27 protein-coding genes are annotated in these 24,051 nt (G+C 64.1%); 18 read left to right on the top strand and 9 right to left on the bottom strand.

Annotated features, from left to right (window positions below; genetic code table 11):
• Positions 1 to 4 precede the first annotated feature (4 nt).
• From ACK4FK_RS14555 to ACK4FK_RS14525, 7 genes are read left to right on the top strand one after another with little or no spacing between them, the layout of a single operon-like run.
• Positions 5 to 895 carry a formate dehydrogenase accessory sulfurtransferase FdhD gene (locus tag ACK4FK_RS14555; protein WP_409745742.1) on the top strand — a complete coding sequence of 297 codons (891 nt, stop codon included), beginning with the start codon at positions 5 to 7 and terminating at the stop codon, positions 893 to 895.
• The gene (gene mobA / locus ACK4FK_RS14550; RefSeq protein ID WP_409745740.1) at positions 895 to 1,518 is read left to right on the top strand and encodes a molybdenum cofactor guanylyltransferase MobA; all 624 of its coding nucleotides are present in this window, start codon (positions 895 to 897) and stop codon (positions 1,516 to 1,518) included. Before ACK4FK_RS14555 ends, mobA begins: the two co-directional genes overlap by 1 nt.
• Positions 1,515 to 2,240 (top strand): biotin/lipoate--protein ligase family protein, encoded by a 726-nt coding sequence (locus ACK4FK_RS14545; protein WP_409745738.1) that lies wholly within the window; start codon positions 1,515 to 1,517, stop codon positions 2,238 to 2,240. The genes mobA and ACK4FK_RS14545 overlap by 4 nt, the downstream gene beginning before the upstream one ends.
• Positions 2,237 to 2,713: a DUF6505 family protein gene (locus ACK4FK_RS14540; RefSeq protein ID WP_409745736.1), complete on the top strand. Its 477-nt coding sequence runs from the start codon at positions 2,237 to 2,239 to the stop codon at positions 2,711 to 2,713. The genes ACK4FK_RS14545 and ACK4FK_RS14540 overlap by 4 nt, the downstream gene beginning before the upstream one ends.
• Positions 2,706 to 3,731 (top strand): DUF6352 family protein, encoded by a 1,026-nt coding sequence (locus tag ACK4FK_RS14535; protein WP_409745734.1) that lies wholly within the window; start codon positions 2,706 to 2,708, stop codon positions 3,729 to 3,731. The genes ACK4FK_RS14540 and ACK4FK_RS14535 overlap by 8 nt, the downstream gene beginning before the upstream one ends.
• A gap of 2 nt (positions 3,732 to 3,733) precedes the next feature.
• A complete protein-coding gene (locus ACK4FK_RS14530; RefSeq protein WP_409745733.1) occupies positions 3,734 to 4,282 on the top strand; it encodes a DUF3305 domain-containing protein in 549 nt (182 codons plus the stop codon).
• Positions 4,283 to 4,291: 9 nt separating this feature from the next.
• The gene (locus tag ACK4FK_RS14525) at positions 4,292 to 4,939 is read left to right on the top strand and encodes a DUF3306 domain-containing protein (RefSeq protein ID WP_409745732.1); all 648 of its coding nucleotides are present in this window, start codon (positions 4,292 to 4,294) and stop codon (positions 4,937 to 4,939) included.
• Here ACK4FK_RS14525 and ACK4FK_RS14520 read toward each other — a convergent pair.
• A complete protein-coding gene (locus ACK4FK_RS14520; protein WP_409745730.1) occupies positions 4,936 to 6,174 on the bottom strand; it encodes a cation:proton antiporter in 1,239 nt (412 codons plus the stop codon). The two genes, ACK4FK_RS14525 and ACK4FK_RS14520, sit on opposite strands and share 4 nt — an antisense overlap.
• 234 nt (positions 6,175 to 6,408) lie before the next feature.
• Here ACK4FK_RS14520 and ACK4FK_RS14515 point away from each other — a divergent pair, with 234 nt between their 5' ends.
• From ACK4FK_RS14515 to ACK4FK_RS14495, 5 genes are read left to right on the top strand one after another with little or no spacing between them, the layout of a single operon-like run.
• Entirely contained in the window at positions 6,409 to 7,218 is an 810-nt protein-coding gene (locus ACK4FK_RS14515) for a molecular chaperone TorD family protein (protein WP_409745728.1), read from the top strand.
• 31 nt (positions 7,219 to 7,249) lie between these two features.
• Positions 7,250 to 7,453, top strand: a complete 204-nt coding sequence (locus tag ACK4FK_RS14510) for a twin-arginine translocation signal domain-containing protein (protein WP_409745727.1) — start codon at positions 7,250 to 7,252, stop codon at positions 7,451 to 7,453.
• Positions 7,454 to 7,490: 37 nt separating this feature from the next.
• Positions 7,491 to 10,385 (top strand): formate dehydrogenase subunit alpha, encoded by a 2,895-nt coding sequence (locus ACK4FK_RS14505; protein ID WP_409745726.1) that lies wholly within the window; start codon positions 7,491 to 7,493, stop codon positions 10,383 to 10,385.
• Between the two features lie 23 nt (positions 10,386 to 10,408).
• Positions 10,409 to 11,005: a formate dehydrogenase FDH3 subunit beta gene (gene fdh3B, locus ACK4FK_RS14500; protein ID WP_409745724.1), complete on the top strand. Its 597-nt coding sequence runs from the start codon at positions 10,409 to 10,411 to the stop codon at positions 11,003 to 11,005.
• Positions 11,006 to 11,031: 26 nt separating this feature from the next.
• Positions 11,032 to 12,036 carry a formate dehydrogenase subunit gamma gene (locus ACK4FK_RS14495; RefSeq protein WP_409745723.1) on the top strand — a complete coding sequence of 335 codons (1,005 nt, stop codon included), beginning with the start codon at positions 11,032 to 11,034 and terminating at the stop codon, positions 12,034 to 12,036.
• 75 nt (positions 12,037 to 12,111) lie between these two features.
• On the opposite strand, the gene ACK4FK_RS14490 is transcribed toward ACK4FK_RS14495, so the two are convergent.
• A complete protein-coding gene (locus tag ACK4FK_RS14490) occupies positions 12,112 to 12,714 on the bottom strand; it encodes a superoxide dismutase (RefSeq protein ID WP_409745721.1) in 603 nt (200 codons plus the stop codon).
• Positions 12,715 to 12,898: 184 nt separating this feature from the next.
• Here ACK4FK_RS14490 and ACK4FK_RS14485 point away from each other — a divergent pair, with 184 nt between their 5' ends.
• On the top strand, positions 12,899 to 13,885 hold the full coding sequence (locus tag ACK4FK_RS14485) for a WD40 repeat domain-containing protein (protein WP_409745719.1): 987 nt from the start codon (positions 12,899 to 12,901) through the stop codon (positions 13,883 to 13,885).
• A gap of 33 nt (positions 13,886 to 13,918) precedes the next feature.
• Here the strand turns inward: ACK4FK_RS14485 and ACK4FK_RS14480 are convergent, their stop codons facing one another.
• Together ACK4FK_RS14480 and ACK4FK_RS14475 are read right to left on the bottom strand one after the other, a co-directional pair.
• Positions 13,919 to 14,062 (bottom strand): hypothetical protein, encoded by a 144-nt coding sequence (locus tag ACK4FK_RS14480; protein WP_409745717.1) that lies wholly within the window; start codon positions 14,060 to 14,062, stop codon positions 13,919 to 13,921.
• 64 nt (positions 14,063 to 14,126) lie between these two features.
• The gene (locus tag ACK4FK_RS14475) at positions 14,127 to 14,540 is read right to left on the bottom strand and encodes a c-type cytochrome (protein WP_409745715.1); all 414 of its coding nucleotides are present in this window, start codon (positions 14,538 to 14,540) and stop codon (positions 14,127 to 14,129) included.
• An 82-nt stretch (positions 14,541 to 14,622) separates the two neighbouring features.
• On the opposite strand from ACK4FK_RS14475, the gene ACK4FK_RS14470 reads away from it, so the two are divergent.
• From ACK4FK_RS14470 to glp, 3 genes are read left to right on the top strand one after another with little or no spacing between them, the layout of a single operon-like run.
• The gene (locus tag ACK4FK_RS14470) at positions 14,623 to 16,668 is read left to right on the top strand and encodes a 4Fe-4S binding protein (RefSeq protein ID WP_409746083.1); all 2,046 of its coding nucleotides are present in this window, start codon (positions 14,623 to 14,625) and stop codon (positions 16,666 to 16,668) included.
• Complete coding sequence (gene mobB / locus ACK4FK_RS14465; protein WP_409745714.1) at positions 16,665 to 17,195, top strand: molybdopterin-guanine dinucleotide biosynthesis protein B; 531 nt, start codon at positions 16,665 to 16,667, stop codon at positions 17,193 to 17,195. Before ACK4FK_RS14470 ends, mobB begins: the two co-directional genes overlap by 4 nt.
• Entirely contained in the window at positions 17,179 to 18,468 is a 1,290-nt protein-coding gene (gene glp / locus ACK4FK_RS14460; RefSeq protein WP_409745713.1) for a gephyrin-like molybdotransferase Glp, read from the top strand. Before mobB ends, glp begins: the two co-directional genes overlap by 17 nt.
• Here the strand turns inward: glp and ACK4FK_RS14455 are convergent.
• Positions 18,465 to 19,424, bottom strand: a complete 960-nt coding sequence (locus tag ACK4FK_RS14455; protein WP_409745711.1) for a hypothetical protein — start codon at positions 19,422 to 19,424, stop codon at positions 18,465 to 18,467. The two genes, glp and ACK4FK_RS14455, sit on opposite strands and share 4 nt — an antisense overlap.
• Between ACK4FK_RS14455 and ACK4FK_RS14450 the strand changes: the two genes are divergently transcribed.
• On the top strand, positions 19,371 to 19,919 hold the full coding sequence (locus tag ACK4FK_RS14450; RefSeq protein WP_409745710.1) for a hypothetical protein: 549 nt from the start codon (positions 19,371 to 19,373) through the stop codon (positions 19,917 to 19,919). The genes ACK4FK_RS14455 and ACK4FK_RS14450 overlap by 54 nt on opposite strands.
• 123 nt (positions 19,920 to 20,042) lie before the next feature.
• Here ACK4FK_RS14450 and hisI read toward each other — a convergent pair whose 3' ends face one another.
• Positions 20,043 to 20,510 (bottom strand): phosphoribosyl-AMP cyclohydrolase, encoded by a 468-nt coding sequence (gene hisI / locus ACK4FK_RS14445; protein WP_409745708.1) that lies wholly within the window; start codon positions 20,508 to 20,510, stop codon positions 20,043 to 20,045.
• 119 nt (positions 20,511 to 20,629) lie between these two features.
• Here hisI and ACK4FK_RS14440 point away from each other — a divergent pair, with 119 nt between their 5' ends.
• Entirely contained in the window at positions 20,630 to 21,088 is a 459-nt protein-coding gene (locus ACK4FK_RS14440; RefSeq protein ID WP_409745706.1) for an iron-sulfur cluster assembly scaffold protein, read from the top strand.
• A 3-nt stretch (positions 21,089 to 21,091) separates the two neighbouring features.
• Here ACK4FK_RS14440 and ACK4FK_RS14435 read toward each other — a convergent pair whose 3' ends face one another.
• The 3 genes from ACK4FK_RS14435 to ACK4FK_RS14425 all read right to left on the bottom strand — a co-directional run bounded on the left by ACK4FK_RS14435 (position 21,092) and on the right by ACK4FK_RS14425 (position 24,050).
• Positions 21,092 to 21,517 (bottom strand): SufE family protein, encoded by a 426-nt coding sequence (locus ACK4FK_RS14435; RefSeq protein ID WP_409745704.1) that lies wholly within the window; start codon positions 21,515 to 21,517, stop codon positions 21,092 to 21,094.
• Complete coding sequence (cysS, locus tag ACK4FK_RS14430; protein WP_409745702.1) at positions 21,514 to 22,893, bottom strand: cysteine--tRNA ligase; 1,380 nt, start codon at positions 22,891 to 22,893, stop codon at positions 21,514 to 21,516. The genes ACK4FK_RS14435 and cysS overlap by 4 nt, the downstream gene beginning before the upstream one ends.
• Before the next feature lie 116 nt (positions 22,894 to 23,009).
• Positions 23,010 to 24,050, bottom strand: coding sequence for a flagellin (locus ACK4FK_RS14425; RefSeq protein WP_409745701.1), 1,041 nt, complete (start codon positions 24,048 to 24,050; stop codon positions 23,010 to 23,012).
• Between the last annotated feature and the right edge of the window lies 1 nt (position 24,051).

Raw genomic sequence — 24,051 nt, 5'->3', positions numbered from 1 at the left:
GGCCATGACCAGCCCGCCCGAATTCCTCGTCCGTCCGGACCCCGCCAATCCCGCCCTCACCGAGACGGTGCAGGGCATCGATCATGACGGCAAGCCCGTCGAGACCAAGGTGCCGGTCGAGCGCCCACTCACCCTGTTCCTGAACGGACAGGAGATCGTCACCATGATGACGATCGGCGACTATCCCGACTATCTGGCCTTGGGCTATCTGATCAACCAGCGCATGCTGCTGCCCGACGACGAAGTGACGGCGATCGATTACGACCCCGAGATCGAGACCATCGTGGTACGCACCGCGCGCCAGACCGATTATGAAGAGCGGCTCAGGAAAAAGACCCAGACCTCGGGCTGCGCCCAGGGCACGGTGTTCGGCAACATGATGGATGCGGTGGAAAGCGTGCGGCTCGACCCCGCCGCCGTGCTGCACACGTCATGGATCTATGCCCTGTCGAAGAAGATCAACATGGCGCCGTCGCTGTATCTGGAGGCCGGCGCCATCCATGGCTGCGTGCTGTGCGAAGCGGACCGCCCGCTGATCTACATGGAGGATGTCGGTCGCCATAACGCCATCGACAAGATCGCCGGCTACATGCGGGTCAACGGCATCTCGCCGCAGGGCAAGACGATGTACACCACCGGGCGGCTCACCTCCGAAATGGTAATCAAGACGGCCCAGATGGGCATCCCGATCCTGATCAGCCGCTCGGGCTTCACCGCCTGGGGCGTGCAGCTCGCGCGCCAGATCGGCATGACCCTGATCGGCCGCGCCAAGGGCAAGCGGTTCGTGGCGCTTTCCGGCGCCGAGCGCCTGCGCTTCGATGCCGACCCGCAGGCGGTGGGCGAGGAAGACGCAAAGCTGCAGCGCAAAAGCAGCCGCGGCGACGAGGCGGCATAATGGCCAGGATTCTGGGGGTTGTGCTGGCGGGTGGCCTGGCCCGCCGGATGGGCGGCGGCGACAAGAGCCTGCAGATGCTGGCTGGCCGGCCGATCCTGGATCGCATCATCGAACGTCTCGGCCCGCAGGTGGATGGCGTGATCCTGAACGCCAATGGCGATCCGGAGCGGTTTGCGCATTGGGGACTTCCCGTTGCAGGCGACCCCATCCCCGATTACGCCGGGCCGCTGGCCGGCGTGCTGGCGGGCCTGACCTGGGCCAGACAGAATCGCCCCGATGTCACCGACATCGTCACCGTGCCGGGCGACGGGCCGTTCCTGCCGCGCGACCTGGCGGCGCGCATGGCGCAGGCGCGGGAGCAGGCTGGCGCCGATCTCGCCTGCGCCACCTCTGCAGGCCAGGCCTACCCCGTGGTGGGCCTGTGGCCCGTGCGCCTGCATGAGGATCTGCGCAAGGCCATGGTGGAGGAAGACATCCGCAAGGTGGATCGCTGGACCGCGCGGCACAGACTGGTGCAGGTCGAGTTCGCCGCCCAGCCGGTCGATCCCTTTTTCAATGCCAACACGCCGGACGACATCGCCGAGGCCGAACGCCTGCTGGCGCAACTGGGAGATGTGGCATGAATCCCGCCGACTGGCCCGCGCTGCCGCCGGGCTACACGCTGAAACTCTGCGTGTCGGATGCCTTCGACACGGCCTGCAAGGCCGCGGGCGAGGGGGCCGAGGATGGCCTGATGCTGATGGTGGACCGGCCGGATCGCTGCGAGGCCGCATTGGTGCTGCGCCCGCTCGATCCGATCCAGCCGGCGCTGACTCTCGCCTATGTCGGACTGCTAGGCCTGCATGACGGCCTCGCCGCGCTGGCTCCGGCCGAAACGCCGGCCAGCATCGATTGGCCCGACCGGCTGCTGGTGAACGAAGCCTGCGTCGGCGGCCTGCAAGTGGCGCATGGGCCGCTGGTCGAGAAAGAGGGCATGGCCGACGTGCCCGACTGGCTGGTGCTGGGCATCACCGTGCAGATGTTCGGCGATCGCTCGGACGACGCGCCCGGCATCGAGCTGGAATATACCAACCTGCATGAGGAAGGCTGCGGCGAGATCGGCGTGCCGCAACTGGTCGAGGCATTCGCACGCCACCTGCTGCTCTGGCTCGACCGCTGGCAGGAAGAGGGCTTTGAGCCAGTCCGCCGCGCGCTGCTGAACGAACTTGCCGACAAGGCGCTGAAGATCGAAGCCAATGGCGACGCCTGGGCGGGGGATGGCGCGACGAAAACCTGGCGCAGCCTGCGCGATGCCCTGCGCCACCGCAGCTGGGTGCTGCCCGAACCGGCGAGCCAGCCGTCATGAAGCTCCTGCGCTGCATCCGCTTCGATGACTCCGACACGCGGGTCTTCCCGCGGGCCGCCGCGCCCGGCGAATGGGCGGTGCCGGGAACCTTCGTCTTCGCCGATGCCGATCCGGAAGCTTTGGGCCGACAGGACCGCCAGGCGTTTGCCAACGGCTTTCTGGGTCTGGGCAGTTTCGGCAGGTCCACGCTGGTGACGGTCGCGACCATCACGCCCGAAGAATACGAAGCGACTGTCACGGCGCTGGCGGAACATCTGGTCGATCATTACGGCGCGCCGGATCAGGCCAGCGCCGAAGCCGCGGCGCGCGAGGAGGTCGATTACGCCGCCGCGCTGTGTGAGCACCCGATCAACACGCTGCTATCCCTGAGCCGCTTCATCGAGGGCGAGGCAATCCGCGAGCAGTTCCGCGTCGTGCCGCCGCCCGGAGAAAAGCTGCACACGAAAATCTGGGAGATCACCCCCGATGGCTGAAACGCCAAGCGCCTTCTGGATCGCCAGCGGGTACGACCTGCTCGACCGAGCCGACGACGGCCGCCTGCTGCCTGGTGGGGATTTCATCCGGGCATACCTGAGCCGGCCGGAAATGCTGCCGCCGCCCGAGGCCTGCGCCGCCGAGCGCGGGCTGCATGCCGATCTGCTGCAGCAGCCCCTGCGCGCCGTGCCGGCGGCTGAACTTGCGGCGCTGGCCGATGCCGATGCGCGCGAAAATTACGCGATATTCCTGCGCTTCCGCGATCATCTGCTGCAGGCCGGCAGCGTGGAAGCGGCCTATGTCGCGCTGTTCCGGCCCGACGCACCGCCGGTGCCGGCCCTGTTCATCGACCATCTGGCTGCCGCCATCCTGCGCGATCTGCTGGATGGCAGCCGCGATGCCTTCCGCCTGCGGGCCGCCGAATTGTTCTTCCGGGTGCAGAAGGCCACGACGCAGGAGGGGCGCATCCTGCTGGCCGATGAGGAAACGGTTGAGATGCTGGCGGCCGGCGGCGGTTTCGGCTCGCTCGGCGCATTGGTGGCCCAGGCCGGCACGGCCCTGCGCAGCGTCGACATGGACATCCTGACCAAGGAGAATGCGGCCGAATACTGGGGGCGCAGCGACCGCCACGATTTCGTGCTGGATTTCGGCTTCACCCGGCCGGGCCAGGATGCCTTCGCCCGTGTGATCGAATTGTGGGTCGAGCGGCTCACCGGGGCCGCCGTGCAGGTGCAGCCGGTGCAGACGATCCGCGACGAACGCTGGGTCTGGCATGTCGGGCTGGATGTCACGGCCAGCGGCATCATGAATGCACTGTACGAGGGGCAGAGCGTGGAGGAGGATCGTCTGCGCCAGATCCTGGCCCTGTTCCGCCTGGAATTCCGCGATCCCTCGCTGATGCTGCCCCGCGTGGCCGGCCGGCCGGTTTATCTGGGCCTGGCGATGGACGGACAGGGCCGGGTGCGGATGAAGCCGCAGAATCTTGTGATAAACTTGCCGCTGAATTCGGGAAGCTGAAGATGGGCAGCGAGATCAGACCGCCGGAAACCGAGACGCGCATGGTCGGCGTGATCCTGGAGCGCCGCAAGCTGGACAACCCCTGGATCGATTACGGCTGGCGCCCGGTCCAGGTGCTGCCTGGCGTGCCGGATTCGAAACCCTGGACAAAGCTGGCCGAGGGTGAGGGCTGGACGCAGTTCTATGCCGGCGCGGCCGAGCTGGTGCTGTATCGCCATGAGAGCGAAACATACGCCTACAACATCGAAAGCGCGCAGCCAGCGGTATGGATATTCCTGCGCAACAGCCCCGATGAAATGGGTATCGAGCTGCATGGCGCCTCCGTCGATCCCGGCGAGGCGCATGCGCATAACGATACCGGCGACGATATCGTGGACTTCGTGCCGATGCCCGATGCGATCCTGGCTTGGGTGACCGATTATGTCCGCCGCCATCCGCCGACCAAGGAGCATTACAAGCGCAAGCGCGATCGTGCCGATCCCGAGGCGCTTGCCCGCCGAACCCGACTTTACGAATCCGATCCGCTGCGCCAGATGCCCGAGGATGAATAGGTCTGCCGGATGACCCGCGACAGCAAACTTCCTCCAGACAGCGAAAACGCAGATGACGGGCAGGGTGGTTTCCTGTCGCGCTGGTCGCGTCGCAAGGCGGCCGCGCGCGAGGAGAAACCGCTTGAGGCGCCAGCCGACCCTGCAGCCGAGCCTGCGGCTGCCGGCGAAGCCGAAGCCGAGATCGATCCGGCCAGCTTGCCGCCGATCGAAAGCCTTACCGAGTCCAGCGACTTCAGCATTTTCCTCAAAAAGGGCGTGCCGCCGGCCTTGCGCGCGGCTGCGTTGCGCAAGCTGTGGCTGGTCGAACCCAGCGTGGTGAATTACGAACCGCTGGTCGAATACAACTGGGACTTCACCGCCCCGGGCTATGGCGAGATGCTGCCCACCGACGACATTGCAAAATACGTGAAGAATGTCTTCGAAGGCAGTCTGCCGAAAACGCCCGCGAGCGAGTCCGTGTCGCCCGCGCCCGGTTCGCCCGCGCCTGGTTCACCCGGATCGGAACAGGAGGCGGAGCATGAGCCGCAACGGCTGATCGAAGCGCCGGCAGAAGAGCAGCTTGCCGAAGTACCGGACATTGAGCAGGCCGCATCGAATGAACCGGCGGCGGTCTACACGCCGCCGCGCCGCCGCCATGGCGGCGCCCTGCCCGGTTAAACCTCACCGCCGTCTTTCGCGCCCAGCCGTCGCAGCAGGTCTGGCCGCGCCCGCAGCCAGGCTTCGGCGGGCTCCAATGCGCGGAACAGCAGGGGATTGAAGGCGATCGACAGCAGCGCACCGGCCAGCACCAGGTCGCGGCCCTCTTCGGGCAGCAATCCGAGCGAGACGCCAAGGCCAGCCAGGATGAAGGAGAATTCGCCGATCTGCGCTAGGCTGACGGAAACCGTCAGTGCGGTCGGCAGCGGGTGGCGGAAAGCCAGCACGATCATGAAGGCCGCCAGCGACTTGCCGATCAGGATAATGAACAGGACGCCCAGCAGGGCCAGCGGCGCCTCAAAAACGATGCGCGGATCGAACAGCATGCCGACCGAGACGAAGAACATCACCGCGAAAGCATCCTGAAACGGCAGCGAACGCTGGGCGGCATCGTGGCTGAGATCGGACTCGTTCATGATCACGCCGGCGAAGAAGGCGCCAAGCGCAAAGGACACATCGAACAGCAGGGCCGCGCCGCATGCGATGCCGAGCGCGCAGGCCAGCACGGCCAGGGTGAACAGTTCGCGCGAGCCGGTCTCGGCCACATGCTGCAGCAGCCAGGGGATGACGCGCTTACCGACGATCAGCGCCAGGGCAGCGAAAGCCGCCACCTTCACGGCGGTGAGCAGCAGTGAGGTCAGAATATTCCCGCTGCCATCGCTGCGTCCGCCCAGGATATCGGCGAGCGGCGGCAGCAGCAGCAGCGCCGCGATCATGAAGATGTCTTCCACCAGCAGCCAGCCCACTGCGATGCGGCCCAGATCGCTGTCGACTTCGCCGCGGCTTTCCAGCGCGCGCAGCAGAACGACGGTGCTGGCGACGGAGAGTGCCAGGCCGAAGACCAGTCCGCCGCCCAGCCCCCAGCCGAAGAACTGGGCCAGGCCAAAGCCGAGCAGGGTGGCCACGCCGATCTGCGCCAGCGCGCCGGGTATCGCGATCCAGCGCACCCGCATCAGGTCGGACGGCGTGAAATGCAGGCCGACGCCGAACATCAGCAGGATCACGCCGATCTCGGCCAGCTGCTGAGCCAGCACCGAATCGGCGACATAGCCGGGAGTGTGCGGCCCGACCAGGATTCCGGCCAGCAGGTATCCGACCAGGGGGGACAGGCGGAACTTCTGGGCGATCATGCCGAAGGCAAACGCGATCACGAATGCCAGGGCCAGCATGGTGATCAGCGGGGTGTCATGGGACATCGACCGGAAATCCGTTCAGAGGGCGCACAGCCACTAAAGATAGTTTCTACAGAGGCTTGTCGCATCGTTAACACATTCGGTTCGCGAATTTGAAGATGCAATTAATCTGCGACTGAGAATCGCTATCAAAATTTCGCAGTCGCAGCAAAACAGGAATGTTATCAGGGCCTTACGGCGATTTTTATTGTTACTCAACAAAAGTATTTGTAGGTTAACGCCCGGGAAGAGGATCACGTGACCGAAGCTCTGACGAAAGCCATCGCCATCGTCGGCGGCCAGACGCAACTGGCCCGACTGCTCGGCGTGAAGCAGGCCAATGTCTGGCACTGGCTGAACAAGGCTGGCCGGGTTCCCGGCGAATATGTGCTGGCCATCGAGAAGGCCTGCGGAGGCCAGGTTTCCCGCCACGATCTGCGCCCCGATCTCTATCCCGACACCCAGGCAGTCGATGCCCTTCCGGTCATCCCAGAGGAAGATCGGTGGCGCGGCCAGATTTATGCGCTGCTTGGCCGCGCCCTGGCCCGCCAGCCCGATACCGCGCTGCTGACCGCGCTGGGGCAGCTCAAGGGCGACGCGACGCCGATGGGCGAGGCGCTCGGCCGGCTGGCCGAACTGGCGCAGGCCACCTCGCTGGAGCGCGCGCAGGACGAATACGATGCCCTGTTTATCGGCCTGCCGCGCGGCGAGCTGGTGCCCTATGCCTCGTTCTATCGAACCGGCTTTCTCTACGAACGGCCGCTAGCCAAGTTGCGCGGCGACATGGCCAAGCTGGGCTATGCCCGCGCCGATGGCGTGCATGAGCCGGAAGACCACATGGGCGCGCTGTGCGAACTCATGTCGCTGCTCATCAGCGGCGGCGAGGGGCGCGGCCCGGCCGAACTCTCGACCCAGGAGCGGCTGTTCCGCCAGCACATCGCCCCGTGGGGCGAACGCTTCTTCACCGATCTGGAGCAGGCGCCCAGCGCGCGGCTCTACCAGCCGCTCGGCGCCGTCGGCCGGCTGTTCATGTCCATAGAAACCCAGGCATTCGCCCTGGCCGCTTGACGGCAGGGCCGATTTTCACGGAGGACCAGCAATGACCGCCACCGACAAGAAAGACCAGATGGATCGCCGCAATTTCCTGCGCACCGCCGGCGTGGGTGCCGCCGCTGCCGCCGTGGCGACCGCCGCCGTTGGCCCGACCAAGGTTGAGGCGGCCGAGAATGCGGAGACCCGCAAGAAGCAGCGCTACAAGGAAACCGAGCACGTGAAGCGCTATTACGACTCCAACCGGCTCTGATTAGCCGCGCCGCAAGACCGAAATACGGAGACGCCCCATGTTGATCAAAAAGAGCTCCACCGCCGGTACGCAGCCTGCCAAGGGCAAGCTGTCAGGCATCCTGGCCGGCGCCGCGCTGCAGACGATGGATCGCCGCGGCTTTCTCAAGGCTTCGGGTCTGGCGGCCGGCGGCCTTGCCGCCGTGTCGGCCCTCAGCCCGACGATGGTGAAGCAGGCCAAAGCAATGCCTTCGGCCGGCGCCAACCTCGTGAAGAAGAAGAACATCTGCACCCACTGCTCGGTCGGCTGCACCGTGACGGCCGAAGTCGAGAACGGCGTCTGGGTCGGCCAGGAACCGGCTTGGGATAGCCCGATCAACCTGGGCACCCACTGCGCCAAGGGCGCCTCGATCCGCGAGCTGACCCACGGCGACCGGCGCCTGAAATATCCGATGAAGCTGGTGGACGGCAAATGGACCCGCATCACCTGGGATACCGCCATCGAGGAGATCGGCAGCAAACTGCTCGAGATCCGCGAGAAGTCCGGGCCTGAATCGGTTTACTGGCTCGGCTCGGCCAAGTTCTCCAACGAAGGCGGCTACCTGTTCCGCAAGTTCGCCGCCTTCTGGGGCACCAACAACATCGACCACCAGGCGCGTATCTGCCACTCCACCACGGTCGCCGGCGTAGCCAATACCTGGGGCTACGGTGCGATGACCAACTCCTACAACGACATCCACAACTCGAAGTGCATCGTGATCATGGGCGGCAATCCCGCCGAGGCGCATCCGGTGTCGCTGCAGCATGTGCTGCGCGGCAAGGAGAAGAACAAGGCGCCGATGATCGTGATCGATCCGCGCTTCACCCGCACCGCGGCGCATGCCACCGAATTCGTGCGCATCCGGCCCGGCACCGATATTCCCACCATCTACGGCATCCTCTGGCACATCTTCGAAAACGGCTGGGAGGACAAGGAATACATCCGCCAGCGCGTCTACGGCATGGATGACGTGCGCGCCGAAGTCGCCAAGTGGAACCCGGAGGAAGTCGAGAAAGTCACCGGCGTTCCGGGCGAGCAGATGAAGCGCGTCGCCGAGTTGATGGCCAAGAACAAGCCCGGCACGCTGATCTGGTGCATGGGCGTGACCCAGCATACCGTTGGCACCGCCAATGTGCGCGCGCTGTCAATCCTCCAGCTCGCGCTCGGCAACATCGGCGTGGAAGGCGGCGGCGCCAACATCTTCCGCGGCCACTGCAACGTGCAGGGCTGCACCGATCTCGGTCTCGACGTCACCACCCTGCCGGCCTATTACGGCCTGGTCGAGGGCGCGTGGAAGCACTGGTGCCGCGTCTGGGACGTTGACTACGACTGGATGCAGGGCCGCTTCGAGTCGAAGAAGATGATGGAGACCAAGGGCATTCCGTCGACCCGCTGGTTCGACGCCGTCCTGGTCGACAAGAAGGATCTCGAGCAGAAGGACAATGTGAAGGCGATGTTCTTCTGGGGCCATGGCGGCAATACCGTGCCGCGCATGCCCGAAATGAAGACCGGCATGGAGAAGGTGGAGTTGATGGTCGTGGTGGATCCGCATCCCACCACCGCCGCCGCCCTGCCGGATCGCAAGAACGGCACCTACCTGCTGCCGGCCTGCACCCAGCTTGAAACCCGTGGTTCGCGCACGGCCTCGAACCGTTCGCTGCAGTGGGGCGAACAGATCGTCAAGCCGGTCTTCGAGTCCAAGCCCGATCACTGGATCCTGTATAAGTTCGCCAAGAAGCTCGGCTTCGAGAAGGAGATGTTCAAGAACATCAAGATCGACGAGGGCGACGAGCCGAATGTCGAGGACATCCTGCGCGAGATCAACCGCGGCACCATCTCGATCGGCTATTCCGGCCAGTCGCCGGAACGCCTGAAGGAGCACATGGCGCATCAGGGCGATTTCGACGTCGTCTCGCTGCGCGCCACCAAGGGCCCGCTCAAGGGCGAATTCTACGGCCTGCCGTGGCCCTGCTGGGGCACGCCGGAGATGAAGCATCCGGGCACCCACGTGCTCTACAACACCAACCTGCCGGTGAAGGATGGCGGCGGTGCCTTCCGCGCCCGCTTCGGCGTGGAACGCAATGGCGTGTCGCTGCTGGCCGATGGTTCCTATCCGGTCGGCTCGGAAATCCAGGACGGCCATCCGGAGTTCACCTACGGCCTGCTCAAGAAGATGGGCTGGGACAAGGAACTCACAGATGCCGAGCGCGCGACGATCGAGAGGATCGGCGGCAACAACCCTGACGCGGTTGGCTGGGCCATCGATCTGAGCTGCGGCATCATCCGTGTCACCATGGCGCATGGCGTGCAGGCGATGGGCAATGCCAAGGCCCGCGCCAACGCCTTTGGCCTGCCGGACCCGATCCCGGTTCATCGCGAGCCGATCTACACGTCGCGGCGCGACCTGGTCGGCAAATATCCGGCCATGGCCGATCGCCGCGACTACCGCCTGCCGCATCTGGGCAAGAGCATCCAGGACAAGGACTTCTCGAAGGATTTCCCGCTGATCCTGACCTCTGGCCGCCTGGTGGAATACGAAGGCGGCGGCGAGGAAACCCGCTCGAACAAGTGGCTGGCCGAGCTGCAGCAGAACATGTTCGTCGAGATCAACCCGGAAGACGCGGCCCGCCTTGGCATCAAGGAAGGCCAGAATGTCTGGGTCTATGGTCCCGAGAACAAGGCCAAGGCCAAGGTCAAGGCGATGGTCACGCCGCGCGTCGGCAAGGGCGTTGCCTTCATGCCTTTCCACTTCTCCGGCTTCTGGCAGGGCGTGGACCAGCGCAAGAACTATCCGCCCGGCGCCGATCCAGTCGTGCTGGGCGAGTCGGTCAATGGTGTGACCACTTACGGCTACGACCCGGTCACCCACATGCATGAGAACAAGGCCACGCTTTGCCGCATCGAGGCGGCCTGAGCAGCGGTTAGGGAGATAAGAACATGGCACGCATGAAATTTCTCTGCGACTCCGAGCGCTGCATCGAGTGCAACGCCTGCGTCACAGCCTGCAAGAACGAGAACGAGGTGCCCTGGGGCATCAACCGCCGGCGCGTCGTCACGCTCAATGACGGCGCCAAGGGCGAGCGTTCGATCTCGATGGCCTGCATGCATTGCGAGGATGCGCCCTGCATGGCGGTCTGCCCGGTCGACTGCTTCTACAAGACCGACGAAGGCGTCGTGCTGCATTCCAAGGATCTGTGCATCGGCTGCGGCTATTGCTTCTATGCCTGCCCCTTCGGCGCACCGCAGTATCCGCAGGTCGGCAATTTTGGCAGCCGCGGCAAGATGGACAAATGCACCTTCTGCGCCGGCGGTCCGGAAGCCGACAACACCAAGGAAGAGTACGCCAAGTATGGCGCCAACCGCTTGGCCGAGGGCAAGCTGCCGCTCTGTGCCGAGATGTGCTCGACCAAGGCGCTGCTGGCCGGCGACGGCGATGTGATCGCCCAGATCTACAAGGAGCGCGTTACCCGTCGTGGCTATGGCTCCGGTGCCTGGGGTTGGGCCACTGCCTACAAGTCGGGCACCTCGGCCTGATCGCGGTTCAGCAAAGGAGAAACAAGATGCGCCTTTTCAGCAACAAGCGCACGCCCCTCGCCGCGTGGCCCGTGATCATGCGGGTGTCCTGCCTCGCGCTTGCCTTCGGCCTCATGCTCGGCTTCGCCGGCATGACGCCGGCTTCGGCCCAGCAGGCGGCGCCCGCCGACGAGTCGGCGCTGCTTCAGCAACTCAAGGGCGCACCGGTAGCCGGCCGCGTCTCGATCCCCGATGCCAAGTCCGGCGTGCTGATCCAGCCGCAGGGTCGCGAATGGCGCGAAACGCTGGAAGGCCCGGTGAAGTCGGCCGGCGGCTGGCTGCTGGTGATCACCGTGGTCGGCCTCGCCGCGTTCATGGCGATCCGCGGCCGGATCAAGATCGATTCGGGTCCGTCGGGCCGCACCATCGAGCGCTTCTCCGGCATCGAGCGTTTTGCTCACTGGCTGACCGCGATCTGTTTCATCATCCTCGGCCTCAGCGGCCTCAACCTGTCGTTCGGCAAGACATTGCTGCTGCCGGCGATCGGCCCCGAGGCATTCACCGGGTTGAGTTCGTTCGGCAAGCTGGCGCATAACTTCCTCAGCTTCCCCTTCGTGCTCGGCGTTCTGTTGATGGCGGTGCTGTGGATCCGGCACAACATCTTCAATGCCATCGATATGGAGTGGTTCCGCCAGGGCGGCGGTCTGCTGCAGAAAGGCGTGCATCCGCCTGCCGGCAAGTTCAACGGCGGCCAGAAGATCATCTTCTGGTCGGTGGTGATCGGCGGCATTGTTCTGGCGGTCAGCGGCTATATCCTGATGTTCCCGTTCTACGGCACCGACATCGCCGGCATGCAGCTCGCGCAGATCGTGCATGCCGTGGCCGGTATCGTGATGGTGGCCATCATCCTGGCTCACATCTATATCGGCTCGGTCGGCATGGAGGGCGCTTTCGATGCCATGGGCAGCGGCCAGGTCGACATGAACTGGGCCAAGGAGCATCACAGCCTGTGGGTCAAGGAAACCCAGGCCCGCGTCGGCGGCGACGACTGAGCCGGGCATCATCGCGAAACACAAAAAGGGCGGTGGATTTCCACCGCCCTTTTCCGTTTGGCCTGCGCCGACCGATCAGCCGAGATTCTGTTCGGCGAATTCCCAGTTCAGCAGCTTGTCGATGGCCGCATTCAGATGGTCGGGCCGGCGGTTCTGCCAGTCGAGGTAATAGGCGTGCTCCCATACATCCAGCGTCAGCAGCGGCTTCACGCCGTCCATGTGCAGGGGGTTTTCGGCGTTGCCGGTCTTCTTGAAGACCAGCTTGCCATTCTCCAGGCACAGCCAGGCCCAGCCTGAACCGAACTGGGTCACGCCAGTGTTGGCGAATTCGCTCTTGAACTTGTCGTAATCGCCGAAGCTGTCCTTGATCATGTCGGCAATGCGGCCGGTCGGCTTGCCGCCGCCCTTGGGCGAGAGGCTGTCCCAGTAGAAATCATGATTCCAGACCTGGGCGGCATTGTTGAAGATCGCCGTCTTGTCGGCTTTGCCGTGCGTCGCCTTGATGATCTCGACCAGGCTCTTGTCCTTCAGCGGATCGTTGGCGATCAGGTTGTTCAGGTTGTTGAGATAGGCGGTATGATGCTTGCCATAATGGAAACCGATGGTTTCCGCCTTGATGACCGGGCTCAAGGCATCGTCGGCATAGGGAAGCGCTTTCATGGTAAACGGGGCACCCATAATCATCTGCTCCTTGTCTGAGGGTTGGCCAGTCCGGGCGCCGTCCTAAATAGGGCAGCAGGCGCCGCGAGGAAACCGATTGCGCGGATTATGTCGGCAAATTTCCCGCTTCCGGCCTGCAGGCCAGTTGCAAAGCGGGGCAACTCGGACAAGATGGAACGGCAATCTAGCGAGGAAGTTGCATATGGCCATGCGAAATTGCGCAATGATCGGCATGGCGGCCACAATCCTGGCTGCTGCCTTTCCCGCCACACTGATTGCGACGCCCGCGCGCGCAGACATGATCGGCCATGGCGCGATGGTGAATGGCGTCGCTGTTTCGCCCGATGGCCGGCATCTGCTGTCGGCCAGCTGGGACTACACGGTGCGGCTTTGGGATCTGATGCGACAAAGCGAGATCCGCGTCCTCGACGGCCATACCGCCAGCGTCAACGCGGTTGTTTTTCTGCCTGACGGCAAAAGCGCATTCTCCGCAAGCTGGGATCACAGCATCGTCCGTTGGGATCTGGCCGGCGGCAAGGAGATCGCCCGCCTCAAGGGGCATGTCAACAACGTGGCCAGCATCGCACTCAGCCGCGACGGGCGCTGGCTTGCCAGTGCAAGCTGGGATCGCAGCGTTAAGCTGTGGAATGTTGCCGCATCGCGGCTGGAGCGCAGCCTCGAAGGCCATGAGGCCAACGTCATGCAGGTGGCCTTCGCGATGGACGACAGGCAGATCGTTTCGGTCGGTTACGATCGCAGCGTCAGGCTGTGGGATGTCGCCAGCGGCAAGGAACTGGCGGTGCTCAACGGCCACGAGACAAGCGTGAATGCTGTGGCGGTTGCGCCCGATGGCAAAAGCGCGCTGACCGGCAGCACCGATGGCGCAATCAAGCGCTGGGATCTGGCGGCCCGTCGCGAGACAGGCAGCCTGCCGGGCCATGCCGGCTTCGTCACCTCGCTGGCGATTTCAAGGGATGGCCGCTATGCCCTGTCGGGCGGCGGAGACCGACTGATGCGCTTGTGGGATCTGCGCGAGGGGCGCCAGCTCAAGCAGTTCGCAGGCCATGAAAAACCGGTCTGGTCCGTGGCCTTCACCCCGGATGGCAAATACGCCGTCTCCGGCGGCTACGACACCGTGATCAAGCTGTGGTCGCTGGCGACCGGAGCCCCGGTGGCGCCCCGCAGCTGAAGCCCGTCGCCGCGGAGACCCAAAACCAACCGATCAGTTCTGGTGCGTTTCGGGGCTGACCCGCGCGCCTTCGGTGGTGAAGACCACATCGACAGGCTTGTTCATGGTCTGAAGGATCACGGCAGCACCCACAGCGATGACGAGGGCGGCGATCACACCGGAAACGAAGGCTTTCATGGGGCATCCTCCAAGGTACTGATTGTGCTGGAATATACAGGGTTCTGCGGGCGATTTTAAAGGGTCAGCGGGTGGTCTGCTGCTGCAGCCAGGCAATCAGATCGACGCGGTCCTGGACTATGGCCAACCCACCATACATCTTGTTTCCAGGAATATAGTCCTGTGTGGCGGCGAGGTATTTATCCATCGTCTCTGCCGTCCACACGATGCCGGATTTCTTCATCGCCTCGGAATAGCGGTAATCGGGCAGGCTGCCGGCCTTGCGCCCGAAGACGCCGTGCAGGCGTGGTCCGACGATGTTGCGGCCATCGGCCTGCAGCGTGTGGCAGGCGCGACACTTGCCCCACAACTCGGCGCCCCGTTCCAGGCTGGGCGGTTCAAGCCCCTGCGTATCCGATGAGCCTGCCGGTACTTGCGCCACAGCCGCGCCGCTTGCCGCCAGACAGAAGCTGAGCCAGATCAAAAGCCGCCGCGACAATCCTGACCTCCGGCTGGTTTTCCTGATACCTCAACACTATAGTCGATACAGTTGGTTTACCAAGCATTCGGGTGGGATCGTGATGCGTCTGGACGGTAAGCGCGTCCTTGTGTGCAACTGCGAGGGCACGATGCCGCTCGACGGCGCGGCGCTCGCCCGCGCCTGCGGCGGCAGCGTCGACAAAGACGGGCTGGCGACGCAGTTATGTCGGGCAGAACTCTGGCGGTTCCATGATGCGCTGAAATCGGACGAGCCGCTCACCGTCGCCTGCACCCAGGAAAGACCACTTTTCGAGGAACAGCGCGAGGAACGGGGCAGTAGCGCCGCCATAACCTACGTAAATATCCGCGAAACTGCCGGCTGGTCGGGCGAAGCCGCCGAGGCTACGCCGAAGATTGCAGCCCTGCTGGCGGCGGCGGCCTTCCCGGCGCCGGCCCTGCCGGCCGTGACCATGACCTCGCAGGGCATCCTTCTGGTCTATGGCCGCGACGAACGCGCGATCGCCGCTGCCCGCCAGCTGGCCGACCGGCTGGATGTCACCATCATGCTTGATCGGCCCAAGGATGTGCCGGGCCAACCCTTGATGGATCTTCCCATCGTCCAGGGGCGCATCGTTGGCGCGCGCGGACATCTTGGCGCCTTCGAGCTGGTGATCGACGATTATGCCCTGCCGCTGCCATCCTCCCGCCGGCATCTGGCTTTTGGTCCGGCCCGCAATGGCGCCAGCTCGCGCTGCGACATCATCCTCGATCTCACAGGCGGCACGCCGCTGTTTCCGGCGCATGAAAAGCGCGACGGCTATCTGCGTCCCGATCCGAACGATCCGGCAGCCGTGCAGCGTGCCCTGTTTGAGGCCAGCGATCTGCTGGGCAGTTTCGAAAAGCCGCTGTATGTCGATTTCCATCCCGAGCTTTGCGCCCATTCGCGGTCCAAGAAGGCAGGCTGCACGCGCTGCCTCGATGTCTGCCCCACCGGCGCGATCACGCCGGCGGGTGATGCGGTTGCCATCGATCCCTATATCTGCGGCGGCTGCGGCAATTGCGGCGCGGTTTGCCCGACCGGCGCGGCCGATTACCGCCTGCCGCCTGCCGCCGGGCTGATCGAGCAGATACGAGCGCTGCTGCTAGCCTATCGCGAAGCGGGCGGGCGCCAGGCCGTGCTGCTGCTCCACGACGCCAAACACGGCGCGCCGCTGATCGATGCGCTGGCCCGCTATGGCGATGGTCTGCCCGCGCGCGTACTGCCCCTGGCGGTGCATTCCGTCACCGAATGCGGGGTTGCCGCCTTCGCCTCGGCCTTCGCCTATGGGGCATCCGATCTGCGGGTGCTGGCGCCGGGCAAGCGACGCGAGGATCTAGGCGGCCTGGCACAGCAGCTGGCGTTGACCGAAACCATACTGGTCGGACTCGGTTTTGAAGCTGGCCGCGTCGGCCTGATCGAGACGGACGATCCCGACCAGCTTGGCACGGCCCTGGCCGCGCTGACACCACGCGAAGCTGCGGCCGGCGCGAGTTATCTGCCAATGGGCCGCAGCCGCGATCTGACGCGGCAGGCCTTCAAGCATCTGCATAAGGTGGCGCCACAGCCGGTCGATACGCTGGCCCTGCCGCCGGGTGCCGCTTTTGGCAACCTCAGGATCGACACCGAGGGATGCACGCTCTGCCTGTCCTGCGTTCCGGCCTGCCCGACCGGCGCGCTGAGCGACGATCCCGAGCGGCCGCGCCTCAGCTTCACCGAGGATGCCTGCGTGCAATGCGGTTTGTGCAAGAACACCTGTCCGGAAAAGGTGATCGCGCTGGAGCCGCGGGTGAATTTCATCGATGCCTCTGCCAGCGCCCGTGTGATCAAGGAAGAGGAGCCCTTCCATTGCGTGCGCTGCGGTAAGGCGTTTGGCACCAAATCGACCATCGAGCGCATCGTCGCGCAGCTTGAGGGCAGGCACTGGATGTACCAGTCGGGTGCCATCGAACGCGTGCGCATGTGTGCCGATTGTCGCGTGATCGTGCAGAGCGAGAGTAAGATCGATCCGTATGCCGGTGCACCCAGACCCGAGATTCGCACCACCGATGATTATCTTGCCGAGCGTGCTGCGGCTGAGTTGAAGGCTTCGGGGAAAAAGCCGTCATGAAGGTCCTCGGCATTGCCGGCTGGAGTGGATCGGGCAAGACAACCCTGTTGGCCGACCTGATCCCGCTGCTGGTCCAGCGTGGCCTGCGCGTCTCGACGATTAAACACGCACACCACGAATTCGATGTCGATCGGCCAGGCAAGGACTCCTACCGCCACCGCGAGGCGGGGGCCACCGAGGTGCTGATCAGTTCGGCCAAGCGGTTTGCGCTGATGCACGAACATCGTGGCGCAACCGAGCCGACGCTGGACGAACTGGTGGCCCGCCTGAGTGCTGTCGATCTCGTGCTGGTGGAGGGCTTTAAGCACGAGCGCCATGCCAAGATCGAGGTCTGGCGCAGCGCGGTCGGCAAGCCGATGCTGCAGCCCAGCGATCCGAACGTGATTGCCGTGGCCAGCGACCAACCCCTGCCAGGCCTTCCTGTCCCGGTGCTGGATGCCGGCAACCACGTTCAGATCGCTGATTTCATCCTGGCCTGGATGCAGCAGCCTGCCATCAACGGAGCGCGCCGTGGCGCAGCTGAGTGACGATTGCTTCGCCCATGGCGGTGCGCTGATGCGGTTGGACGAGGCGCTGGCCGAGCTTGGCCGGCGACTGGCCCCTGTCGCACCTGTCGAGACGCTGCCGCTCCAGGATTGCCGCGGCCGGGTTCTGGCCCTGCCATTGGCGGCGCGGGTCTCGGTGCCGCCGCGCGACAATTCCGCGGTCGATGGCTACGCGGTGTATTTCGATGATCTGTCATCCACGTCCGACACCGTCCTTCACGTCATCGGCCGCGCTGCGGCCGGGCATCCCTTTGCGGGCGCACAACCGCGCGGCACCGCCATACGCGTGTTGACCGGCGCGGTGATGCCCGCAGGGCCGGGCGATGGGCCAGGCGGCGAACCCGATACGGTGATGATGCAGGAGGATTGCCGGCTGGAGGGCGAGCGCGTCGTCATCCGCCCCGGCATCAAGCGCGGCGCCAACCGCCGGCTGGCCGGCGAGGATCTGCGCGAGGGCGAAGAGGTGCTGCCGGCCGGCCGCATCCTCGGGGCGGCCGAACTGGCCCTGGCCGCCGCCGCCGGCCACGCGACCCTGAATGTCTACCGCCCCCTGCGCGTGGCTCTGCTGTCGACCGGAGACGAGGTGCATCCGGCTGGCGGACCGCTGCCGCCGGGCGGGATCTACGATGCCAACCGGCCGCTCCTGTCGGCCCTGCTGGCGGCAGCCGGCTGCATCGTAAGCGATCTGGGCATCCAGCCCGATCGCCGCGACCACCTGATCGGCTTTTTTCGTGAAGCGGCGGCATCGCACGACGCCGTGATCAGTTCCGGCGGCGTGTCGACCGGCGACGAGGACCATGTGAAGGCGGCCATCGAGGCCAATGGCAGCCTGCATTTCTGGCGGTTGGCGATCAAGCCGGGTCGTCCGGTGGCGCTGGGACAGATCGGCCGTGTGCCGTTTTTCGGACTGCCAGGCAATCCGGTGGCGGCAATGCTGACATTCTGCTTTTTCGCGCGGCCGTTGTTGCAGCGCCTCGGCGGCGCCATGCCGGTGCCCCCGCGCGGCTATCCGGTGGTGTCTGGTTTCCGTTACAAGAAAAAATCCGATCGCCGCGAATGGGTGCGAGTATCATTGACGAATGACGGACAGGGCGGCTGGCGGGCGGAAAAATATCCGGTCGACGGTGCCGGGGTGATCACGTCGCTGACGCGCACCGATGGATTGATCGAACTGGCAGAGGATGTCACCAGCCTGGAAGCCGGGATGCGCGTGCCGTTCTATCCCTATGCCGAACTGGGCGGTGGGGCGATTTAGCTGAAACCCGCATGACGCAGGATATGCGTGGCAGTCAGGCCCTCCACCACACCGGGAGTATCGATCAGTGGCGCGACGGCCGGGCCTGTCACATAGGTACAGCCTACGGCAATTGCCGTTGAGACATCGTCGCTGGTTTCAAGGTCCGTAATGATGCATTCCTGCCGGTGCAGGGCGGCCCGCTTCGCAAATGTCGACATTGTCTGAAAGGTTTTTCCGCCATCCTGCTCGTCGGCAGGCAGCCAGGTGGCAAAGCCATGGCCGCCGCTATTGGCATAAAGATCGATCAGTTTGAAATCAGGCGCTATTCGCAGGATGCGCGTACCGCAAAAAGGCTGGATATATGCCATGACCTCGGCGATCCGGCTGGCCGGCGTGCCGACAGGGATGTTTCGGACGATGATGCCGATGAATTTGGTAAGACCGCCAGGCACTTCTTTCAGTCGCGCGAAATAGATATCGCGCAGTTTCGACATCGCCAATGTATCGAAAGATACCGAAATCATCACCACGCCACGATGACCGCCCGTCAGCATGCGGTGCAGTCCGAGTAATCCGGTGGTGAGGATGTAGCGGTCGAGATAGAAGGGCAGTTCCTCGGGCCTGTCGAGGAAGGGGTCGTTGACCTGGTCGGCTGACTGATTGCTGGGCGTATGGATGGCCACCGCATCAAAGGCCGTGAATCCACGGCGCCGCAGGCTGTAGGCGGGATAGAATCCGGCCCGGCATTCCTTCAGGAAGGTTGCCGTTGTTTTTTTCTGAAACAAGCCGACCAGCGACTGATCCAGATCCGCGAGGTCCGGGCCGGCGCCGACGGCTGCATGTGGCTTGAGTTCGTCGGCCTGAGGCGCGCCGGAGTCATCAAAGAAGGTGACGCCAGATTCCTTGTTGGCCGGTGCGGTATGGCTGCGCACATATTCGACCAAATCCTTCAGGGAATCGATCTTCTCGATCACCAGGCTTCGATCGACATCGGTGACATTGGAGGTGACGATCAGATCCTGCTGCTCGGGCATGTCGCCCGCAACCAGTTTCTGGATTTCGTCGGCGATCACTTTGGCCTTGAACGCAGCTTCCTGCCGTCCCAGGCGGGTAAACAGGATCAGGTAATTCTCATCATCCACTTTGTAATGCACATCGGCCGGATCAAGGCGACGGCGGAAGATGGCTTCGATCAGGCTGTGAATGTGTTCGATCCGCTGAGGCCAGCGGGCACCCAGTATCTCGCGCACATTCTGCAGGCCTATCAGTTGCATCGTGCCGGCCGGAATCTTGCCTGTGGCAATGGGCGATTTCGCATTCATCGAAGCGGACTTGCCGGCGGCAGTCGGCGCAGGGCGCGCGGCTTCGTCTTCACCGAAGAAGAAGTCTCCCAAAGAGTCGAGCAGGGATTTGCTGGATGGCGCCATTTCGAAGCTGCACTTGGATCATTCCGAATGCTCGCATTCTAGCGCATTACAGGATTCTGCGGGCATTATGAGTTGATAATATGCGGTGCGGCAAATTGTTGATTGATATGAAAAAAGCCGATGGACTGGCCATCGGCTTTCTGAACGGACCGCAAAGTATCAGGATCAGAGGATCGTCGGATTCGGGGCGTCGCCATAGACTGCCTTGGGGTCGAAGGTCTTTTCCTTCTCCTCATAGGTCAGTTCCACCGGCTTGCCGCTTTCCGCCTGACCGGTCGGCACCGAGCGGTAGAAGCAGGACCGGTAGCCGACATGGCAGGAGGCATCGCCCACCACCCGCACGCGGAGCCATACGGCGTCCTGGTCGTCGTCGATGCGCATTTCGACCACCTTCTGCACCAAGCCGGATGTGGCGCCCTTGTGCCACAGCACCTTGCGGCTGCGGCTGTAGTAATGCGCCTCGCCGGTCTCGATGGTGCGCTTCAGCGCCTCGGCATTCATGTAGCCGAGCATCAGAACCTCGCCGGTATCGGCCTGGGTGGTAACGCAGGGCAGCAGGCCCTCGGCGTCGAATTTCGGCGCCAGTTCGTTACCTTCCTCAACCTGTTCCACACTGATGCGATTGGCGAACACGGGCTTAACTCCTCTGGCGGCCGGGGCAGGGCGCCGCGCCGGCCGGATTGCTCTTCCGAGAATGGCCGTTATATATCGTTGGGGGGCGCCTCCATCAAGCCAAGCCGCCCGGAAAGCCCATGCTGAACGCCCTGTATAACGAGAAAATCCTTAATTTTGCGGCACATATCGGCCAGACCGAACCGCTGGCCGCCGCCGATGCCACGGTTACGCATCACAGTCCGCTCTGTGGCAGCCGCATCACGGTGGAACTGGCCCTGGGGCCAGACGGCCGGGTGACCGGCTATGGCCAGCAGGTGCGCGCCTGTGCCCTGGGGCAGGCTTCCGCCTCGATTTTCGGCCGGCATGTGGTGGGCCAGGACGCCGCCACCCTGCGCGAACTGAATGGCATCATGCGGGCCATGCTGAAGGAAAACGGGCCGCCGCCAGGCCCGGATTTTGCCGGCGGGGCGTTCCGGGACCTCGAAGTGCTGGTGCCGGTGCGCGAACACAAGGCGCGTCACAATGCCGTGCTGCTGCCTTTCGAAGCCGTTGTGAAGGCGATTGACCAGATCGAGGCCGCGCGCCGGAAGGCCTGACGCCTAGGCCGTTTTCAGTTCGGCCTCAGCCACGCCGCGGATCAGGGCTATCATTCCGTTCAGGCCGTTGATCCGGTTCGAGGTGATATTCTCCCACACGCCGATGCGCTGCAGGAAATCCGGCGGGTTGTCGATGATTTCGCGCGGGGTGCGGCCGGAATAGACTTTCAGCAGCAGGGCGATCAGACCAGCCACGATCTCTGACTCGCTGCTGGCCTGGTAATAGACGCGGCCCTCGCGGGCCTCGCCATGCAGCCAGGCCCGGTTGATGCAGCCCTTCACGCGCCATTCATCGGTCCGCAGATGCTCCGGGTAGGGCGGCAGGGCGCGACCGAGGTCGATCAGGAAACGATAGCGATCCATCCAGTCGTCGAAAACGCTGAAATCCTCGACGATCCGTTCCTGGATGTCCGTGATGCTTTCGCTCATGACGCCACCCGCCAGCTCGTCTGGCCGGCCTTATCTTCCAGCAGGATGCCGCGTGCGGCCAGTTCATCGCGGATGCGATCCGACTCTGCCCAGTCCTTGCGCGCGCGCGCAGCCTTGCGGGCTTCGATCAGGGCTTCGATCTCGGCAACGTCGACATCGGCGCTTACCTCGCCCTTCAGCCATGCGGCCGGATCCTGCTGCAGCAGGCCGATCAGCCAGCCCGCCGCCAGCAATTCGCCCTTCAGCCGGGATTTTTCAGCCGCATCGGTCGCCTTGTTTGCGGCGTTGGCGATCTGGTGCAGTTCGGCCAGTGCCTTTGGGGTGTTCAGGTCATCGGCCAGCGCGGCGATGAAGGCTTCAGGCGCGCGGTCGGCCGACGCCTGGACGTCCCTCAACCCGTCTAGCGCGCGATACAGCCGGTCGAGTTGCGCCTTGGCCTCGCGCAGGCCGGCCTCGGTCCAGTCGAGCGGCTGGCGGTAATGCGCCGACAGCAGGGCGAGCCGGATCGCCTCGCCCGGCGCCTGTTTCAGCAACTCGTGAACCAGCAGCACATTGCCCAGCGATTTCGACATCTTCTCGGATTCGATGTTTACGAAGCCGTTATGCATCCAGTAGCGGCTGAACAGCCTGCCACCATGGGCGCAGGTGCTCTGTGCGATTTCGTTTTCATGGTGCGGAAAGATCAGGTCGTGTCCGCCGCCATGAATATCTATGGTGCCGGCGCCCAGGTTCTTCTCGATCATGGCCGAGCATTCGATATGCCAGCCCGGCCGGCCGCGGCCCCAGGGGCTGTCCCAGCCCGGCAGGTCCGGCGGCGAGGGCTTCCACAGCACGAAATCGGCCGGATCGCGCTTGTAGGGCGCCACGTCCACGCGGGCGCCGGCGATCATGTCGTCGCGGTCACGCCGCGACAGACGGCCATATTCGGCAAACGAGGGCACGTTGAACAGGACATGGCCTTCAGCTTCATAGGCATGGCCGTTGGCGATCAGGCGTTCGACCATACCGATGATGGCGCCGATATGTTGGGTCACCTTCGGCTCGATCCGCGGCGGCAGGGCGCCGAGCGCCGCCATGTCCTGGCTATAGACCTGGTGGTAGCGTTCGGTGATCGTGCCGATCGGTACATTCTCGGCCTTGGCCGCAGCGTTGATCTTGTCGTCGACGTCGGTGACGTTACGGACGTAGATCACGTTCGCGTAGGCCTGCTGCAACAACCGGTAGAGCGTGTCGAACACCACCACGGGCCGCGCATTGCCGATATGGGCGTAATTGTAGACGGTGGGGCCGCAGACATACATCGTTACCCGCTGGGGGTCCTGCGGGACGAAAGGCTCTTTCTGACGGGCGAGGGTGTTGTAGATCTGTATCTGCATGGCCGGACCTGTCCAGAGGCCGGACTATAGGCAAAGTCGCCTGAATCGCAACCGGCCGGCAGGGATATACACCCTCCGGCCGGCTCGGAATCCGCCGAAAATGGCCGTTACGCGGCCTAGCGCAGGAAGTTGACGAGCGAGAGGCTCAGGCTGTCCCTCGTGATGACGTAGCTGGCCTCCAGCGAGGTCTGCAGGTTCTTGATGTTGACCGACACTTCGGCGATGTCGACATTCTCGATTCTGCCGATGCGGGTGCGCAGGACGTCGAGAGAGCGGTTGTGGCGATCCATCACCTCTTCAAGCTGCTGCTGCTTGTAGCCATTGCGCGAGGCAATGGTTTTCAGTTCGGTCAGTGCGGTGCTCAACTGGGTCCGGGCATTGTCGACACGGGCCTGATAGTTGGCCGGATTGGTCGCAATGTCGGCGGTGGCATCGCGGAAGCGGATCATGGAGTCGATCAGGGTCTGGAAGCCGTTTTCGGCGGCCGACACGCCGTAGGTGACCTGCTCGTTATCGTCCGTATACAGGGTTATGCCGTTGAAATTGTAGGTGTTCGCCAGCGTGCCGGTGGTGGTGAGATAGAAGCTGGCCGCGGTATGCGGCGCCGGCGGATAGGTGCCTGAGGTCGCCGCGGGAGCAAAGGGCACCGGATAGCCGACGGCACCCGGTACGGCATTGGCGGCATAGGTGGTGGGCAGGGCGGAAAGCTGGCCGTTGAGCGGATTGACGGTGTAGTCGGTGCCGCCGAACAGGAAGCGGTCGCCGTCCTTGGTCTGCAGCAGGGAGCCGACGCGGTCGAGCAGGGTGTTGATCTGGGTCCGCGGCGCCGACGTCGTGGCGAAGAACGCATCGCGGTTCTTCAGCATCGTATCCTGCGCTTCGGTTGCGATATCGATGATCTCTTCGATGGTAATGGCGTAGATATTCACCCGGTTCTGGGCGGTCTGCACGGCAGACATGTAATTGTTGACGGTGCCGAGTTCGGACTTCAACTGACCCAGTTCGAGGGCGCGCTGGGAGACGCCGATCAGGCCGTCGGCATACCTGCCCGAGCCGAGCTGCTGGTTCTGCCGCGCCAGCTGCAGATTGAGCAGGCGGATGTTGCGGGTGACATCGAGTTGGTTGGCATACTGGGTATTGCCGGAAACAGCGACCATC

Source organism: Ferrovibrio sp., assembly GCF_046297895.1.
Lineage (GTDB): Bacteria > Pseudomonadota > Alphaproteobacteria > Ferrovibrionales > Ferrovibrionaceae > Ferrovibrio.
This window is presented reverse-complemented; position numbering and strand designations above follow the sequence as displayed.